Below are 15,483 nucleotides of genomic sequence, written 5' to 3' on the forward strand. Positions count from 1 at the left end.
GGGAGTTTCAACGGTGTATCACTTCACTGCGCTCGTCACCTTGCTGGCGATCCTGGTCTACTTCTACTCGTCCGTCCTGGTGTCGCAGGCGCGCGGCAAATTCGGCGTCAAGCTGCCGGCGATTTCGGGCAATCCCGATTTCGAGCGGGTGTTTCGAGCGCAGATGAACACGCTGGAATGGCTGCCGATCTTCCTGCCGTCGCTATGGCTGTTTGCGATTTACATCGGCGACGGCATCGCCGCTACGCTCGGCCTGGTCTGGGTCGTCGGCCGCATTCTCTATATATTTGGTTACGCGAAGTCGGTCCCCCAACGCAGCCCCGGCTTTGCGACTCAGGCGCTGGCGACGATCGCGCTGTGGGTCGGCGCATTCGGCGCGATCGTGTGGCGATTGGTGCAGGGGTGATGGACACGCTTCTCTCTCTCGCCACGTCGTCCCGGGCAAGCGAAGCGCGACCCGGGACCCATAACCACTGAGGGCAATTGCTGCGCGACGCTCGGGCCGCCGCTCGATGTAACAACAACCGCCTGTGGTTACGGGTCCCTGCTTTCGCAGGGGCGACTGCCCTACTTCACCAGCGGGCAGCCGGAATCCTTCGCCGCCGGGAACGCCTTGTCGCCGGGCACCACGGCGAGCTGCTTGTAGTAATCCCACGGCTTCTTCGACTCCGACGGCTTCTTGACCTCGAACAGATAGAGGTCGTGCACCATGCGGCCGTTCTCCAGCACCTTGCCACCCTGTGCAAAGTCGTCGTCGACCGGAAGCTCCTTCAGCTTCTTCGCCACCGCCTCGGTATCCTTGGTGCCCGCGGCCTTGACCGCCTTGAGGTATTGCAGCGTCGCCGAATAGGTACCGGCCTGGATCATGTTCGGCATGCGGCCGGTGCGCTTGAAGAACCGTTCGGCGAGATTGCGGCTCCTGGCATCGCGGTCCCAGTAGTAGCCTTCCGTCAGCACCAGGCCCTGCGCCGCATCGAGCCCGAGGCCGTGCACCTCGGCGAGCGTCAGCAACAGACCGGCGAGCTTCTGGCCGCTCCTGACGATGCCGAATTCCGCCGCCTGCTTGATCGAGTTGGTGGTATCGAGGCCGGCATTGGCGAGACCGATGATCTTCGCCTTCGAACTCTGCGCCTGCAGCAGGAAGGAAGAGAAGTCCGACGAGTTCAGGGGAATGCGGACCGCGCCGAGCACCTTGCCGCCCTTTGCCCTGACGAAATCGCCGGTGTCTTTCTCCAGCGCATGCCCGAAGGCGTAATCCGCGGTCATGAAGAACCAGGTATCGCCGCCGGATTCGACCAGCGCGCCACCGGTACCGTAGGCGAGCGCGTGGGTGTCGTAGGCCCAGTGGAACCCATACGGCTGACAGGAATCGCCGGTGAGCCGCGAGGTCGCGGCGCCGACGACAATGTCGATCTTCTTCTTTTCCTTCGACAGCTCATGGATCGCGAGCGCGACCGAAGAGGTCGTCAGCTCCGTGATCATGTCGACGCCTTCGACCTCGTACCAGCGCCGCGCGATCGCGGTGCCGAGATCCGCCTTGTTCTGGTGATCGGCGGAAATGACCTCGATCTTGTGGCCGAGCACTTCGCCGCCGAAATCCTCGACCGCCATCTTGGCGGCCTCGAACGACCACTTGCCGCCGTAATCGGCGTAGACCCCGGACTGGTCGTTCAGAATGCCGATCTTGACGCCCTGCGCCGAGGCCGGCGCGGCGAGCAAAAGACCCGCTGCCGCAACGGCGGCCAACAATCCCGACTTCATACTTTTCTCCCGGAATTTTTTGTCAGAGGAACCTGGCGACATTATTCAATAACCCCACGAGTGCCCATCCATTTCGGATCAGCCAATGGTAAGGGGGCTTGGGGTGTGGCGAACGGCCGCTGCAGCTCAAGAAGCAGCCGGCTTCTTACCCTTGCCATCGGCGAGGTTCCGCACGATGACGTAGAAGATCGGCGTGAACACCAGGCCGAACAGCGTGACGCCAATCATGCCGAAGAACACGGCGACGCCCACCGCCTGCCGCATCTCCGAGCCCGAGCCCGACGCGATCACCAGCGGCAGTACTCCGAGGATGAAGGCGAATGACGTCATCAGGATCGGCCGCAACCGCAGCCGGCAGGCTTCGATCACCGCCTCCAGCCGCGACCGGCCTTCCATTTCGATGTCGCGCGCGAACTCGACGATCAGAATGGCGTTCTTGGCCGCCAGCCCGACCAGCACGACGAAGCCGATCTGGGTGAGAATGTTGACGTCCTGCCCCGTGATCCGCACGCCGATAGTCGCAGCCAGCAGGCACATCGGCACGATCAGGATGACCGCGAACGGCAGGCTCCACGAACCATATTGCGCCGCCAGCACCAGGTACACGAACAGCACGCAGATCGGAAACACGTAGAGGCCGGTATTGCCGCCGGTGACCTGCTGATAGGAGAGATCGGTCCATTCGAACGAGAAGCCGCTCGGTAGCGTATCCTCGGCTATCCTCTTCATGGTGTTGATCGCGGTCGCCGAACTCGTTCCTGGAAGCGTATCGCCCTGCAGCTCGGATGCGGGATAGAGATTATAGCGCGCGACACGGTCCGGGCCGGAGATGTCGCTGAAACTCACAACGCTGCCGAGCATCACCATGTCGCCGGCGGCGTTGCGGGTGCGCAGGCGTGCGAGATCGGACGTCTCCTTGCGGAACGGCAGATCGGCCTGCGCCGTGACGCGGTAGGTGCGGCCGAACAGATTGAAGTCGTTGATGTAGGACGAGCCGAAATAGGTCTGGATCGTATCGTTGATGTTCGCAATCGGCACGCCGAGCTTCTGTGCCTTGACGCGGTCGATGTCGACGAACAGTTGCGGCGTGTTGGCAGCAAAGGTGGAGAACACCTGGGTCAGTCCGGGCGCCTTGCGCGCGGCACCGATCAGTTCGTCGGTTGCGGCCGCGAGCATTTCCGAGCCGCGGCCCTGACGGTCCTGGATGCGCATGGTGAAGCCGCCGCCGGTACCGATGCCGGGCACCGCGGGCGGCGGGATGACGATGATGAAGGCACCCTGGATGCTCGCCAGCCGCGTGCGCAGATTGTTGGCGATCGCGCCTGCGGAAAGTCCCTTCTTGTGACGCTCTTCCGGATCTTCGAACACGGGGAACAATGCGGCGGCGTTGCTCGCCTGCGTTCGCGTTGCGCCCGAGAAGCCGGCAAATGCCGCGACGCGAATGATGCCCGGCGTATCCAGCGCAATGCGCTCGATCTCGCGGACCACCTCGGTCGTCCGCGCCAGCGAGGCCGCGCCCGGCAATTGCACGGAAACGATCACGTAGCCGCGGTCCTGCGCCGGGATAAAGCCTTGCGGCGTCGTCATCAACAGCCAGCCGGCACTGCCGATCAGCGCCGCATAGAGTACCAGCATCATAACCGCGTGCCGGATCACGAAATCGGCGGCTCGGCCATAGCCATGCGCCAGCCGGTCGAAGCCGCGATTGAACACGCCGGTAAAGGCGCCCCAGCCGCGGGCGATGACATTCCAGCTTGCCGGCGGCCGTTTGTGTTCGTGCGGCTGCAGGATCAGCGAGGCCAGCGCCGGCGACAGCGTCAGCGAACAGAAGCAGGAAATCGCGGTCGCGACCGCAATGGTGACGGCGAACTGCTGGAAGAACTGCCCCGAGATGCCGCCGAGGAACGCCGTCGGCACGAACACCGCGCACAGTACCAGCGCAATCGATACCAGCGCGCTGCCGACTTCTTCCATGGTGCGGAGCGCCGCATCGCGGCGGCTCATCCCGTGCTCGAGATGGCGCTCGACGTTTTCGACCACCACGATGGCGTCGTCGACCACGATGCCGACCGCCAGCACGAGACCGAACAGAGTAAGGTTGTTGATCGAGAACCCAAGCGCCGCCATCACTGCAAAAGTGCCGACCAGCGACACCGGAATCGCAATGATTGGGATGATCGCCGGGCGCCAGCCCTGCAAAAATACCAGCACGACGATCACGACCAGCGCCATCGCCTCGTAGATCGTCTTGATCAGCTCGCTGACGGACTGCGCGATGAATTCGGTCGGGTTGTAGCCGATGTTGTAGTCGAGCCCCTTCGGGAAGCTCGCCTTCAGCCGCTCCATCGTGTCGGAAATGCCCTTGGCGGTCGCCAGCGCATTCGAGCCCGGCCGCTGCGTCACCAGCATGGCAACGGCGGATTTGCGCAGCAGAAAACTGTTGGTCGAATAGGCCAGCGCGCCGAGTTCGATCCTCGCGACGTCGCGCAGCTTGACCGTACGCCCGTCGGAGCCGGCCTTGACCACGATCTCCTCGAATTGTTTCGGGTCTTTCAGCCGGCCGGTAAAGGTGAGGTTCGGCGAAAAGGCGCGGTCGGCGATCGGCGGCTCCGCGATCTGGCCGCCTGCAATCTGCACGTTTTGCGAGCGGATCGCCGCCACCACCTCGCCCGCGGTCAGACCGAGCGTCGATATCTTGTCGGGATCGAGCCACAGCCGCATCGAATAGTCGCGCGCGCCGAAGATCTGAATGTCGCCGACGCCGTCGAGCCGGAGCAACTGATCGCGGACCTGCAGCAGCGCGTAGTTAGAGATGTAGAGCTGGTCGAACGTGTCGTCCGGCGACAGCATGAACACGACCATCAGGATGTCGGGACTGTTCTTGCGGGTGATGACGCCGTTGCGCTGCACTTCTTCCGGCAGCCGCGGCTGCGCGATCGCGACACGGTTCTGCACCAGCACCTGGGCCTTGTCGAGATCGGTGCCGAGCTTGAAGGTGACGGTGATCGTCAACTGCCCGTTCGAGGTCGCCTGGCTGTAGAGATACAGCATGTCCTCGACGCCGTTGATCTCCTGCTCGATCGGAGCAGCCACCGTATCCGAGACGGTTTGCGCGGACGCGCCCGGATATTGCGTGGTGACCGTCACCGTCGGCGGCACCACTTGCGGATATTCGGAGACCGGCAGCGTGGTGTAGGCGATCGCGCCGACGATCAGCAGCACGATCGACAGCACCATCGCCAGGATGGGCTGGTTGATGGAGAGACGGCCGAGATTCATGTCTTGGCACCGGCCGGCTTGATCTCGCCCGTCTGCGGGCTGACTTTCGCGCCGACACGGGCCCGCTGCAGGCCGTCGATGACCACGCGATCTTCCGGCTTGAGACCCTCGCGGATCACGCGCAGCCCGTCGTCGAGCGGTCCGAGCGTCACCGGCTTCGCCTCGACGGTGTCGTCGTCCTTGACGACGAAGACGATCTTGCGCGACTGGTCGGTCGCGATCGCCGTATCCGGCAGCAGCAGCGCCTCATAGGGCGCGCTGCCGATGATCCGCACGCGGCCGAACTGACCGGGCAGGATCGAGAGATCCTTGTTCGGGACAACCGCGCGGCTGCGCAGCGTGCCCGTCGAGACGTCCAGGCGGTTGTCGAGGAAATCCATCTTGCCCTCATGCGAGGGCTTGGTCTCGCCGGTCAGCGTCACCTGGACCGGGTTTGGCGTGTCGCGCGAGCTCGGCCGCTTGCCTTCGAACCACAGCTTGCTGTTGCGCTGATAGGTCGCTTCGTCAACGTCGAAATAAACGTAGATCGGATCGAGCGAAACGATCGAGGTGAGTAGCGTGGCGCCACCCTCGCTGCCCTGGACGAGATTACCGGGCGTGACGAGATGGCGGCTGACGCGGCCGGTGATCGGCGCCATCACATGGGTGAATTCGATATTGAGCTTAGCGGCTTTGAGCGCACCTTCGGCCTGCATCTCGGCGGCGCGGGCAGCCTGCAAAGTCTGGCGACGCTGGTCGACGATGGAATCGGACACGGCCTGGGTCTGGTTTAATGTCAGCGCGCGGTCGAGTTCGCGCCTGGCAAGCTCCGCCCTTGCGCGCGCATCGGATAACTGGCCATCCGCCTGCTCAGCGACCGCCTCGAACGGACGGGCGTCGATCACATAGAGCAGGTCGCCGGCCCGAACGATGGCGCCGTCGCGGAATTCGACACTGGTCACGAACCCGCCGACGCGGGCGCGAACCTGGACTTCCTGGACGGCCTCGAAGCGGCCGGTGAATTCGTCCCAATCGGTGACGGTGCGTTTCACCGGCTGCGCGACCGTGACTGTCGGCGGCGCCGCTGCAGCCGGTTGTTGCGCCGGCTTGTCGCCGCAGGCGGACAGCGCTAGCGCGAGCAATGGGGGTAACAATTTGAGACCGCGAAGTGAATCACGGCTTGCTGCAGGCGGATGTTTCAATGGCTCAGTCGTGCTCAATCCCATCTCCCCTGCATTCTCGACATCCTGATTGATGGAAAAAGCTTGCCGTGGAACTTAGTGGCGGAGGCCACAGATGTGATCGGTTCCCAGTCTCGTCAAGAACCGGCCGGGATCAAGCACAATCGTTATGCATCGGTGTAATCAACGCTCTTCGCAACGCGCGATTCCACATTTTCGCACTGCGATGAAAGCGGAACCCGTTGCAATGCATAGTCAGCTAATCGTCGCCTGATGACGAAAACGTGACATCATGCAAAGACCTCTCGCAGAGTCCCTCTCGGGATTGCGCGGCGCGCCTCTCGGCACAAGCCCGGAAATCCATCAGGCCCCATCTTCGGTCGCAACCCCCAGCCTTCCCCCGCAAGGGGGGAGGGAGCCGACTGCCCGAGCGTCGAGATGGTCCGCTCATATTGCCGCCTTCAGGCATGACGCCGCGAATTTCCTCCGCTAACCTTGCGGCAAGGCCCGCCACAAGGGCCGGAAAATGTCCGGGGAGGACAAGCGTGCACAGAGGGCGTGTCGTATTCGGCGCCATGGACGAGGTCGTGTTCGGGCGGCCGGCGTCCGAGGCGCTCGTCGCGCAGTTGGATCGGCTCGGCACGAGGCGTGCCTTCCTGATGGTCAGCGGCACGCTCAACCGCGAAACCGATGTGATTGACACCATCCGCCGTGCGCTGGGACCGCGCTGCGTCGGCACGTTCGACGCGATGCCGCCGCACACGCCGCGCTCAGCCGTGATCACTGCCAGCGAACAGGCCCGCGCCGCGGATGCCGATCTCATCGTCACGATCGGCGGCGGCTCGATCACTGACGGCGCCAAGGCAGTGCAGCTCTGCCTCGCCAACGACATCCGCAGCGCGGATGACATTGACCGGATCAAGGCAGGTCGTGGCGGCTCACGGCAGCTCACCGCGCCGACGGTGCGCCAGATCAGCGTGCCGACGACGATCGCCGGCGGCGAATTCTCCTCCACGGCCGGCGTCACCAACGAGAAGACGAAGGTCAAGGAAGCGCTGCGCCATCCGTTGATCATGCCGCGCGCCGTGATTCTCGATCCCTGGCTTGCCCAGCACACGCCGGAATGGCTGTGGTTGTCGACCGGCATCCGCGCCGTCGATCATTGCGTCGAAGGCATCTGCTCGCGCGAAGCTCATCCGTATGGCGATGCGCAGGCGTTGCAGGGCCTGTCGATGCTGGCGCAGGCATTGCCGCGGGTGAAAGCCGACGCCGGCGACCTTGACGCGCGGATGGATTGCCAGATCGGGACCTGGCTTTCGACCGGGCCGCTCGCTTCCGGCGTGCCGATGGGCGCCAGCCATGGCATCGGCTACGTGCTCGGCGCCGAATTCGGTGTGCCGCACGGCTACACGTCCTGCGTGATGCTGCCGTCGGTGATGCGCTGGAACAAGTCAGCCAATGCCGAACGTCAGGCGTTGGTTGCAGCCGCCATGGGCCATCCGAACGATGACGCCGGCGACGTGCTCGACCGCTTCATTCGCAACCTCGGCATGCCGCGCAGCCTGCGCGAGGTCGAGGTTGCGCCTGAACATTTCGACCGCATCGCGCAACAAGCGATGGCAACGCCCTGGGTACCACGCAATCCGCGCAAGATCGAGGGACCGGCGCAGGTGCGCGAGATTCTGGACATGACCGCGTAAGGAGACCGATCCAAAGATGTACACCGGCAAGCATGCTCAACTTCGCCCGCTGCAGCCCGCCTTCATCATGGCTTCGACCGGCGAGGCCGTAACCTATCGGGAGCTGGACGCGCGCACCAACCGGCTGGCGCATCTGTTTCGCAGCCGCGGCCTCCAGCGCCTTGATCACTATTCGATCTTCATGGAGAACAACAGTCGCTACCTCGAAGCGTGCGGTGCCGGCGAACGAAGCGGACTCTATTATACCTGCGTCAACTCCTACCTGACCGCGAGCGAGCTCGCCTACATCCTCACCAACAGCCAGTCGCGCATTCTCATCACCTCGAAAGCGAAGCTCGACGTCGCCCGCGAGGCACTGAAGGAATGTCCCAAGGTCGAATTATGCATTGTCGCAGATGGCGACGGCGAAAGCGACCGCATCGTCGGGTTTGAGCAGGCGACGTCAGGCCTGCCGAAAACACCGATATCAGACGAATGCATCGGTACCGCGATGCTCTATTCGTCGGGCACCACCGGCCGGCCGAAAGGCATTTTGCGGCCGCTGCCGGAGCAACCGCCGGTACAAAACCTGCCGATCTTCGATTTCCTGCACAAGCTCTGGCACTACCGCGAAGGCATGATCTACCTGTCACCCGCGCCGCTCTACCATTCGGCGCCGCAGGCGGCGGTCAATCTGACGATCCGCGCCGGCGGCACCGTCATCATCATGGAAAGTTTCGATCCGGAAAAATATCTGGAGCTGGTTCAAAGATGGGGTGTCACCCACACCCAGCTTGTGCCGACGATGTTCTCGCGCATGCTGAAGCTGCCGGAGGATGTCCGCAAACGCTACGACCTCTCATCGCTCGATATCGCCATCCACGCTGCCGCGCCCTGCCCCGCTGCCGTGAAGGACGACATCATCAGATGGTGGGGACCGATCATTCATGAATATTACGGCGCCACCGAAGGGCTCGGCTTCACCGCCTGCAACAGCGAGGAATGGCTCGCCCACCGCGGCACCGTCGGCCGCGTGCTGCTCGGCGATCTGCATATTCTCGACGAGAATATGCAACCCTGCCCGGTCAGTACGCCCGGCACGGTGTGGTTCAAGACCGCAACCCCGTTTGAATATTTCAACGACCCCGGCAAGACCCAGGAGGCGCGTTCGCCAGACGGCAGCATGAGCACGGTCGGCGACGTCGGCTATGTCGACGACGACGGGTTTCTTTACCTGACGGATCGCGCCACGTTCATGATCATCTCCGGCGGCGTCAACATTTACCCGCAGGAATGCGAGAACCTCCTGATCACCCACCCCAAGATCGCGGATGCGGCGGTGTTCGGGGTGCCGAATCCCGATCTCGGCGAGGAAGTAAAGGCCGTGGTGCAGCCGATGCCGGGCGTCTCGCCGGGACAGGAATTGGCCGACGAACTGATCGCCTTCTGCAGCCGGTCGCTGTCGCGCCAGAAAGTACCCCGCTCGATCGATTTCGAGGCCGAACTGCCGCGGCTGCCGACCGGCAAGCTCTACAAACGCCTGTTGCGCGATCGCTATTGGGGCAACAAGACCTCGCGGATCGTGTGAGCATGCGACGATGTGAGATAGTGGAATCGGATTTGGGCATCTCGAGGGGTAGTGGTGCACTGCATCATCGGGGTGAGGCATCGTGGCGCGAGCCGCGAGATAGCGGCTGCTGTGCTACGAACCTGCGATTTGCAACCAATGGCCGAAGCGGCGCGCAATTTCCGCCACGGGGATATCGATTAATCCAAATTGCGGATTCTCATGCCGCCTTGCCCGGTTGCCCCGATGCGCGGTCATGCTATCGTCTGGCGCAATCGGCCAGTTTGAGACCGAGTAAAAATGTGGAGGGGTGCATGGGGAGCATGCGGGCACTTGCCGTCGCGGCATTGTTGTTGCTGCCGGCTTACGACGTTGCGTCGGCGGCCGAGCCGAAACAGGGCGGGATCCTCAGGGTCTATCATCGCGACAGCCCCGGCAGCGCCTCGATTCATGAAGGCGCGACCTTCTCGATCAACATTCCCTTCATGCCGGTCTTCAACAACCTGGTCATATTCAAGCAGGACGTCGCGCAGAACAGCGTCGATTCCATCGTCCCGGATCTGGCGGAGAGCTGGGCCTGGAGCGACGACGGCAAGAAACTCACTTTCAAACTGAAGCAAGGCATCAAGTGGCATGACGGCAAGCCGTTCACCTCTGCCGACGTCAAATGCACCTTCGACATGCTGATGGGCAAGTCGCAGCAAAAATTCCGTCAGAACCCGCGAAAGTCCTGGTACAATCAGGTCGAGGACGTGACGACAAACGGCGATTTCGAGGCATCGTTCAGCCTGAAGCGGCCGCAGCCGGCGTTGTTGTCGTTGCTCGCATCCGGCTACACCCCGGTTTACCCCTGCCACGTCTCCCCGGCCGACATGCGTACCAAGCCGGTCGGCACCGGGCCGTTCAAATTCGTCGAGTTCAAGGCCAACGAATCGATCAAGCTCACCAAGAATCCCGATTACTTCAAGAAGGGTCTGCCGCACCTCGACGGCATCGAGTTCACCATTATCACCAACCGTTCGACGGCCATTCTCGGATTTGTCTCCGGGAAATTCGACATGACGTTCCCGACCGAAGTGTCGATCCCGCTCTTGAAGGAGGTCAAGTCGCAGGCGCCGAACGCAGTGTGCGTGGTCGAGCCGGTCAATGTCTCGACCAACATCATCGTCAACTCGTCCGCCCCGCCGTTCGACAATATCGACATTCGCCGCGCGCTGGCGCTGGCGCTCGACCGCAAGGCCTTCGTCTCGATCCTGTTCGAAGGACAGGCCGACATCGGCGGCACCATGCTCCCCGCGCCGGGCGGCTTGTGGGCGATGCCGAAGGAAATGCTGGAATCGATTCCGGGTTACGGCCCCGACGTCAACGCCAACCGGGAAGAGGCGCGCAAGCTGATGCAGAAGGCGGGCTACGGCCCGGACAAGCATCTCAGCGTGAAGGTCTCGACGCGCAACATCCCGATCTACCGCGATCCCGCCGTTATCCTGATCGATCAGATGAAGAGCATCTATGTCGACGCCGAGCTCGACGTCGTCGATACCGCGCAGTGGTTTCCGAAGGTCGCCCGCAAGGATTACTCGCTCGGCCTGAACCTCACCGGCAATGCCGTCGACGATCCCGACCAGTCGTTCTACGAGAACTATTCCTGCGGCTCGGAGCGCAACTACACCAACTACTGCAACAGGGAAATCGAGAAGCTGTTCGACCAGCAGTCGATGGAGAAGGATGCCGCCAAGCGCAAGAAGCTGGTCTGGGAGATCGACAAGAAGCTTCAGGAGGACGTGGCGCGGCCTATCATCCTGCATAGCCGAGCGGGCTCCTGCTGGCAGCCTTATGTCAAGGGCATTACCATCATGGTGAACAGCTCCTACAACGGCTACCGCTACGAAGACGTCTGGATGGACAAGTAACGTCGATCCGCAACCATGGCGTTTTCCTGCGAAGTGGATGCCGGTTCGCGTGAAGAAAACGCGTCAAAGCAAAAAGCCAGAACCCGGTTCTGAGATGCATCGGAACCGAAGCGGCTCTAGCCAGTGGGGCCAGGGAGAGTAGCCAGGTGTTTGCTTATATCGTGCGACGCCTCGCCTTGATGCTCGTGACCCTGATCGGGATCTCGATCATCATCTTCGTGTTGCTGCGCGTCGTTCCCGGCAACATCGTCGACATCCTGTTCGACGCCGCCGGCTTCGTCGATCCCACCGACAAGGCCAACATCGAAAAGGAGCTGGGCCTCGACCTGCCGATCTACCAGCAATATCTGAACTGGATCGGCGGGCTGCTGCACGGCGATCTCGGTTATTCATACGTCTCGGAAAAGCCGGCGCTGCAGGAGATCCTGCCGCGCATTCCGATCACCGCGCGGCTGGCGGCGCTGGCGCTGTTGTTCTCCGCCTCGATCGGCATTCCCTTAGGGGTTATCAGCGCGGTGCATCAGGGCTCGCGGCTCGATTACACGCTCCGCGTCGTCAGCCTCAGCGGGCTGTCGCTGCCCTCGTTCTGGCTCGGTCTGTTGATCCTGATGGCGTCCGTTTCGCTGTTCGGCAGCATGCCGATCTACAATCCGAACCCGGCAACATGGACCGAGGCGTTCGCGATCTATGCCGTGCCGGCGATGGCGGTCGGCTTTCGCAGCGCCGCGCTGACGATGCGCATCACGCGCTCCTCGATGCTGGAGATCCTGCGGCAGGATTATATCCGCACCGCGCGCGCCAAGGGCGCCTCCGAGGCCTCGGTCAATTATCGCCACGCGCTGAAGAACGCCGTCCTGCCTGTGATTACCGTGATCGGCATCGAGGCGGCGTTCCTGATCGGCGGGCTGATCGTCACCGAAACCGTGTTCAACATTCCCGGCGTCGCCCGCTTTCTGGTCGAGGCGCTGCGCTGGCGCGATTACCCGATCGTGCAGAACCTCGTGATGCTGATCGCGGTGGTGGTGGTGGTCGCAAACTTCACAGTCGACATGCTTTACGCCGCGATCGATCCGCGCATCCGGTATGGGGATTAGCCACTTGGCCACGATTAACTTCGAAAGCGAGTTGAGACGGGCCGGCGCCCATTCGACGCATGGCTGGCGCCGGCTGCTATTCCTTGCGCAACGCTACCTGCTCGGAACTATCGGCCTCGTCATCATGGTGATGTTCGTCTGGATGGCGATCTCGGCCGACCTGATCGACCGCTACGACCCGCTCAGCGTCGATTCCGCGCAGCGGCTGGCTGCGCCCAGCGCGCAGCACTGGATGGGCACCGATTCATTCGGTCGCGACGTCTGGAGCCGGATCATTCACGGCGCCCGGATATCGCTGGCCGTCGGCATCGGCGCCACCGCCCTGGGATCGTCGATCGGCGTCATCGTCGGCCTCGCCTCGGGCTATCTGTCGGGCTGGGTCGATCTCCTGTTCCAGCGCATTACCGATATCCTGCAGGCGCTACCGTTGCTGGTGCTGGCGCTGGTGATGACGGCGGCGCTCGGCCCCTCGCTGCCGAACGTGATCATCGCGATTGCGATTCCGCTCATCCCGACGGTCGCCCGCGTGATCCGCGCCAATACGCTGGCGCTGCGCGAGCAACCGTTCGTCGAGGCTGCCAAATCGATCGGCATGAGCGAGATGCGCATTGCGCTGCGCCACGTGCTGCCCAACACGCTGGCGCCGCTGATCGTGCTGGCAACCGCACAGCTCGGTTCGACCATCCTGACCGAGGCCTCGCTGTCGTTCCTCGGTCTCGGCATTCCCGAACCTTATCCGTCATGGGGCCGCATGCTCTCGGAATCGGCGGCGGAATATGTCCGCGTTGCCCCGTGGCTCGTGATCTTCCCGGGCGTTGCCATCAGCCTGGCGGTGTTCGGCACCAATCTGTTCGGCGATGCGCTTCGCGACATCCTCGATCCGAGGCAGCGCGGCTGATGAGGGAGGGCAAGGACGAGACTATTCTCGAGGTAAAGAACCTGCAGACGGTGTTCTTCACCAATTCGGGACTGTTCCGCGCGGTCGACGATGTGTCGTTCACCGTGCGCCGCGGCGAGACGCTGGCCATCGTCGGCGAGTCCGGCTGCGGCAAGAGCGTGACCGCATTGTCGGTGATGCGGCTGGTGCCAGATCCGCCGGGCCGGGTGGTCGGCGGTTCGGTGACGCTGGAGGGAACCGATCTGCTCGGTCTCGACGATGCCAAGATGCGTGACATCCGCGGCAACCGGATTTCGATGATCTTTCAGGAGCCGATGACCTCGCTCAATCCGGTGATGCGGATCGGCGACCAGATTACCGAAGTGCTTCGCCTGCATCAGGAAATGACGTCAAAGGAAGCCTGGGCGAAAGCGGTCGAGATGCTGCGCCTCGTGCGCATCCCCGAACCGCAGCGGCGGGCGCAGGAATATCCGCACCAGCTCTCCGGCGGGATGCGGCAACGCGCGATGATCGCGATGGCGCTCGCCTGCCGGCCGGCGCTCTTGATCGCGGACGAGCCGACCACCGCGCTCGACGTAACGATTCAGGCGCAAATTCTGGCGCTGATCGTCGATCTGCAGAAGACGCTCGGCACCGGCCTGATCCTGATCACGCATGATCTCGGCGTGGTTGCCCAAACCGCACAGCGCGTCATCGTGATGTATGCTGGCAAGAAGGTCGAGGAAGCGACTGTGGAGGACCTGTTCGAGAATCCGAAGCATCCCTACACCCGCGGGCTGATGGCCTCGATGCCGGCGGTAATCTCGTTTGGCGCCAAGACCGATGCACGGCTGAACGAGATTCCGGGCATGGTGCCGTCGCTGACCAACCTGCCGCCCGGCTGCGCCTTTGCGCCGCGCTGCCGCCTCGCCATCGACCGCTGCCGCGCCGAATATCCGCCGCTGCAGGAAGTCGATGCCAATCATCTCGCAGCGTGCTGGCGCGCGACGGAATTGGTGGGCGCGCCATGACCGATCAACGCCCGCTGCTGGAAGTCACCGACCTCGTCAAGCATTACGCTGTGCGCGGCGGCGTCTTGCGACGTCGGGTCGGCACCGTGCACGCCGTCGATGGCGTCAGCTTCTCGGTCGGCAGAGGCGAAACGCTTGGCCTCGTCGGCGAATCGGGTTGCGGCAAATCGACGGTCGCGCGCAGCGTGCTCCGGCTGGTCGAGCCGTCCAGCGGCGCCATCAGGTTGAACGGCACCGATATTACCGGCCTCAGCAAGGCCGAGATGCGGCCGTATCGCCGCTCGATGCAGATCGTATTTCAGGATCCGTTCGCCTCGCTCAATCCGCGCATGACCGCAGGCGATATCGTCGGCGAGCCGCTTGGCGTGCATGGGCTTGCGACCGGGCGCGCGCAGCAGGAACGCGTCGCGGAGTTGTTCGCGCAGGTAGGCCTGCGGCCCGACCAGATGAAGAATTATCCGCATCAGTTCTCCGGCGGCCAGCGGCAGCGCATCTGCATCGCACGCGCGCTGTCGCTCGGGCCGAGCCTGATCGTGTGCGACGAGCCGGTATCGGCGCTCGACGTCTCGATCCAGGCGCAGGTGATCAACCTGTTGATCGACCTGCAGCGCAAGAACGATTTCTCCTACCTGTTCATCGCCCACGACCTTGCCGTCGTCGCCCATATCAGCCACCGCGTCGCCGTGATGTATCTCGGGCGCATTGTCGAGATCGCCGACAAGACCGAACTGTTCGCCAACCCGCGCCATCCCTACACGCAAGCCTTGCTGGCGTCGGTCCCAATCGCCGATCCCAAGGCCAAACGCCTCGCGCCGATGGTCGACGGCGACGTCCCGAGCCCGATCAATCCGCCCTCGGGCTGCGCCTTCCACACCCGCTGCCGCTACGTGATGGACCGCTGCAAGGTGGAGCGGCCGGCGCTGGAGGAAGCAGGCGAGCGGCACGAAGTGGCGTGCTGGTTGAATGACGGAACGGGGCGGGCAGAGTGACTCATTCGTCGTCCCAGCGAACGAGGGACCCAGAACCACAGGCGATCGAATTGAAGCGAGCTGTGGCTCCAGCTTTCGCAAGACCAGCATTGGTGGTTGTGGGTCCCGGCTCGCGCTTCGCTTGGCCGGGACGACG

11 protein-coding genes are annotated in these 15,483 nt (G+C 63.2%); 8 read left to right on the forward strand and 3 right to left on the reverse strand.

Annotation, left to right across the window (positions count from 1 at the left end; translation table 11 throughout):
- Positions 1 to 13: 13 nt before the first annotated feature.
- The gene (locus LMTR13_RS36770; RefSeq protein WP_065732002.1) at positions 14 to 406 is read left to right on the forward strand and encodes an MAPEG family protein; all 393 of its coding nucleotides are present in this window, start codon (positions 14 to 16) and stop codon (positions 404 to 406) included.
- Positions 407 to 567: 161 nt separating this feature from the next.
- Here LMTR13_RS36770 and LMTR13_RS36775 read toward each other — a convergent pair whose 3' ends face one another.
- The 3 genes from LMTR13_RS36775 to LMTR13_RS36785 all read right to left on the reverse strand — a co-directional run bounded on the left by LMTR13_RS36775 (position 568) and on the right by LMTR13_RS36785 (position 6,245).
- Positions 568 to 1,761: an ABC transporter substrate-binding protein gene (locus LMTR13_RS36775; protein WP_065732003.1), complete on the reverse strand. Its 1,194-nt coding sequence runs from the start codon at positions 1,759 to 1,761 to the stop codon at positions 568 to 570.
- A 126-nt stretch (positions 1,762 to 1,887) separates the two neighbouring features.
- Positions 1,888 to 5,040, reverse strand: coding sequence for an efflux RND transporter permease subunit (locus LMTR13_RS36780; RefSeq protein WP_065732004.1), 3,153 nt, complete (start codon positions 5,038 to 5,040; stop codon positions 1,888 to 1,890).
- Entirely contained in the window at positions 5,037 to 6,245 is a 1,209-nt protein-coding gene (locus LMTR13_RS36785) for an efflux RND transporter periplasmic adaptor subunit (protein WP_083219375.1), read from the reverse strand. The genes LMTR13_RS36780 and LMTR13_RS36785 overlap by 4 nt, the downstream gene beginning before the upstream one ends.
- Before the next feature lie 500 nt (positions 6,246 to 6,745).
- Between LMTR13_RS36785 and LMTR13_RS36790 the strand changes: the two genes are divergently transcribed.
- The 7 genes from LMTR13_RS36790 to LMTR13_RS36820 all read left to right on the forward strand — a co-directional run bounded on the left by LMTR13_RS36790 (position 6,746) and on the right by LMTR13_RS36820 (position 15,347).
- Positions 6,746 to 7,900, forward strand: a complete 1,155-nt coding sequence (locus LMTR13_RS36790) for an iron-containing alcohol dehydrogenase (RefSeq protein ID WP_065732006.1) — start codon at positions 6,746 to 6,748, stop codon at positions 7,898 to 7,900.
- A 16-nt stretch (positions 7,901 to 7,916) separates the two neighbouring features.
- Positions 7,917 to 9,467 carry an AMP-binding protein gene (locus tag LMTR13_RS36795; protein ID WP_065732007.1) on the forward strand — a complete coding sequence of 517 codons (1,551 nt, stop codon included), beginning with the start codon at positions 7,917 to 7,919 and terminating at the stop codon, positions 9,465 to 9,467.
- 293 nt (positions 9,468 to 9,760) lie between these two features.
- Positions 9,761 to 11,356 (forward strand): ABC transporter substrate-binding protein, encoded by a 1,596-nt coding sequence (locus LMTR13_RS36800; protein WP_065732008.1) that lies wholly within the window; start codon positions 9,761 to 9,763, stop codon positions 11,354 to 11,356.
- Positions 11,357 to 11,502: 146 nt separating this feature from the next.
- Positions 11,503 to 12,450 carry an ABC transporter permease gene (locus tag LMTR13_RS36805; protein ID WP_065732009.1) on the forward strand — a complete coding sequence of 316 codons (948 nt, stop codon included), beginning with the start codon at positions 11,503 to 11,505 and terminating at the stop codon, positions 12,448 to 12,450.
- A 4-nt stretch (positions 12,451 to 12,454) separates the two neighbouring features.
- Entirely contained in the window at positions 12,455 to 13,348 is an 894-nt protein-coding gene (locus tag LMTR13_RS36810) for an ABC transporter permease (protein ID WP_065732010.1), read from the forward strand.
- On the forward strand, positions 13,348 to 14,358 hold the full coding sequence (locus tag LMTR13_RS36815; RefSeq protein ID WP_065732011.1) for an ABC transporter ATP-binding protein: 1,011 nt from the start codon (positions 13,348 to 13,350) through the stop codon (positions 14,356 to 14,358). Before LMTR13_RS36810 ends, LMTR13_RS36815 begins: the two co-directional genes overlap by 1 nt.
- Positions 14,355 to 15,347 (forward strand): ABC transporter ATP-binding protein, encoded by a 993-nt coding sequence (locus tag LMTR13_RS36820; RefSeq protein WP_065732012.1) that lies wholly within the window; start codon positions 14,355 to 14,357, stop codon positions 15,345 to 15,347. Before LMTR13_RS36815 ends, LMTR13_RS36820 begins: the two co-directional genes overlap by 4 nt.
- The last annotated feature ends 136 nt before the right edge of the window (positions 15,348 to 15,483 follow it).

Source organism: Bradyrhizobium icense, from assembly GCF_001693385.1.
Taxonomy (GTDB): domain Bacteria; phylum Pseudomonadota; class Alphaproteobacteria; order Rhizobiales; family Xanthobacteraceae; genus Bradyrhizobium; species Bradyrhizobium icense.

What these genes read in the sequence shown, in the direction of transcription:
- LMTR13_RS36775 (WP_065732003.1), bottom strand. Translation starts at nt 1,761, where the DNA reads ATGAAGTCGGGATTGTTGGCCGCCGTTGCGGCAGCGGGTCTTTTGCTC.
- LMTR13_RS36780 (WP_065732004.1), bottom strand. Translation starts at nt 5,040, where the DNA reads ATGAATCTCGGCCGTCTCTCCATCAACCAGCCCATCCTGGCGATGGTG.
- LMTR13_RS36785 (WP_083219375.1), bottom strand. Translation starts at nt 6,245, where the DNA reads ATGGGATTGAGCACGACTGAGCCATTGAAACATCCGCCTGCAGCAAGC.
- LMTR13_RS36795 (WP_065732007.1), top strand. Translation starts at nt 7,917, where the DNA reads ATGTACACCGGCAAGCATGCTCAACTTCGCCCGCTGCAGCCCGCCTTC.
- LMTR13_RS36800 (WP_065732008.1), top strand. Translation starts at nt 9,761, where the DNA reads ATGGGGAGCATGCGGGCACTTGCCGTCGCGGCATTGTTGTTGCTGCCG.
- LMTR13_RS36815 (WP_065732011.1), top strand. Translation starts at nt 13,348, where the DNA reads ATGAGGGAGGGCAAGGACGAGACTATTCTCGAGGTAAAGAACCTGCAG.
- LMTR13_RS36820 (WP_065732012.1), top strand. Translation starts at nt 14,355, where the DNA reads ATGACCGATCAACGCCCGCTGCTGGAAGTCACCGACCTCGTCAAGCAT.